This is a genomic window from Acidovorax sp. GW835-FHT14B10 (assembly GCF_058793725.1).
The window spans coordinates 1-2,278 of the sequence record NZ_JBXAGC010000068.1 but is presented as its reverse complement, the minus strand read 5'-3'; the positions used below and the strand labels follow the sequence as shown (position 1 = coordinate 2,278).

Annotated in this window: 2 protein-coding genes; both read left to right on the top strand. The window is 65.3% G+C overall.

Translation table 11 applies throughout. From position 1 onward, the window contains the following. The first annotated feature begins 144 nt into the window (after nucleotides 1-144). Entirely contained in the window at nucleotides 145-1,785 is a 1,641-nt protein-coding gene (gene istA / locus AC1Q5S_RS22215; protein ID WP_492239454.1) for an IS21 family transposase, read from the top strand. Further along, the coding region (locus AC1Q5S_RS22210) for an ATP-binding protein (protein WP_492239453.1) at nucleotides 1,782-2,278 on the top strand (497 nt) is incomplete at its 3' end. The genes istA and AC1Q5S_RS22210, both read left to right, overlap by 4 nt.

Below are 2,278 nucleotides of genomic sequence, written 5' to 3'. Positions count from 1 at the left end.
CCCCGATGGCCACCCAAATTCCCCCGCCTATGGCCACCTCAAACTCCCCCACCTGAACTGATCGGGGATAGGGGTTAAACGCCGGCGCCGTCGGCACCTGTTGGCAGGACATTGATCCGGTCTTCCTCGAGGGAAGGCCAAGGAGTGAATGTCTTGAAGTCCAACCAACGCGCCACCATAGAGACACTGCTGGAGCGCAATACATCGCAACGCGAGATCGCCCGCATCACGGGCATCGACCGCAAGACGGTCAGGAGCTATCACCAACGCTGGCTGGAGCAACTGCAGTCAAATTCCCCCGGGGTGGCCACCGGCTCGGCCCAGCAAATTCCCCCACCCTGGCCACCGGCTGCTGTGCCGGTGGCCACCTCCCTGTGCGAACCCTGGCGCGAGTTCATCGAAGCCCAGTTGCGTCTGAAGCGCAACGCCATGGCCATCTTCCAGGACCTGGTCGACCAGCACGGATTTACTGGTCAGTACAACTCGGTCAAACGCTTCTGTGCAAAGCTGCGCCACAAGGAGCCCGAGCAGTTCGACCGCCTGTCCTTTCTGCCTGGGGAGGAGATGCAGGTGGACTACGGCGAGGGCGCGCCCACCCGCGTGCCGGGCAGCGAGCGGTACCGCAAGCCCCGCCTGTTCGTGGCCACGCTGCGCTACTCGCGCGCCAGTTTCCGCTGCGTGGTCTGGAAGTCCAGCCAGCAAATCTGGGCCGAGTTGCACGAGCAGGCTCTGCGGTACTTCGGTGGCTGCCCGCAGTACGTGGTTCTGGACAATCTGAAGGAAGGCGTCTTCAAGCCCGACCTGTACGAGCCCGAACTCAACAAAGTCTACGCCGCCACCCTGGCGCACTATGGCGTGGTGGCCGACCCGGCGCGGGTGCGAGACCCCAACCGCAAGGGCACGGTGGAGCATGCCATTGGCCACACCCAGGCCACGGCCTTGAAGGGCCGGCGCTTTGAGTCCATCGAGGCCCAGAACGAGTTCCTGGCGCACTGGGAGAAGAGCTGGGCAGCCAAGCGCATCCACGGCACCGAGCGGCGCCAGGTGCAGGCCATGTTCGAGGAGGAGCGCAGCCACCTCAAACCTCTGCCGCTCCTGGGCATGCAGTATTTCGAGGAGGCGGTGCGCACCGTCTGCGACGACAGCTGCGTGCGGGTGGATCACAGCAGCTACGCCGCTCGCCCGGCGAACATCGGCTCCAAGATGCTGGTGCGCATCTATGCCCAGCGCATCGAGATCCGCGATCTGCAAACCGGCGCCTTGCTGCGCACCCACGCCAAGGCCGAGCGGCCCGGCACGGTGGTGCTGCCCATGGAGGAGCGGGTATTCAATCCTTCGCGCGAGACCCGTCTGATCCTGCGTCAGGCTGGCGAGATCGGTGAGCACGCCAAACGGCTGTGTGAGCTGCTCTTTGCCATCGAGGGTCGGGTGGGCCAGCGCAAGCTCTGGGGCATCGTCAGCCTGGCCAGGCGATACCCAGCGCACTGCGTCGACACCGCCTGCGCACAGGCCCTGGAGCAGGGGATTTACAGCTACAAGCGCGTGCTGGCTTTGACCGAGGCCATCTTTGCCCAGGCGCTCAACGCCATCGAGACCCAGTCCAGCGGTGCGCCCGCCGGCGGCGGGCCCACGCTGACCCAGCAGCACGAGCTCATCCGCGACGCCGATGAGTACGCCGATCTGTTCGCGCACGCTGCGGCCGTCACAGCCACGAGCACGCTCGAGTCCGCCACGGCGAACACCACCACCAACAACACCAACAACGCACCTGGAATTCAGCCATGAACATGATCGAGATCGAACGCGCGCTGCGCGAGCTGCGTCTGTCCGGCATTGCCGAGACCCTGTCCACCCGCGTGATGCAGGCCCAGGCCGCGCAGGAGCCCTTCCTGGAGACCTTTGGGGCCATGCTGCAAGACGAACTGGACCGCCGGCGCTCGCGTCTGACCGAGCGCCGCTTCAAGCGCTCGGGCCTGGATGAGCGGCCCTCGCTGGCTGACTTCGACTGGCGTTTCAACCCGAAGCTGCCGCGCAGCGCCTGCTTCGAGTTGCATACCCTGAAGTTCATCGGCGAGGGCGCCAATGCGCTGATCATCGGCAAGCCCGGTACCGGCAAGAGCCATGTGGCCAAGGCCGTGGCCTACCAGGCCACGCTGCAGGGATACGACGCGCGTTACCTGGAAGCCGACACCGAGTTTGCTCGCTACGCGTTGGCCAGCGACTCAGAGCGCACCGAGCTGCTCAAGGACTGGGTCTCACCGGACCTGATCATCCTCGA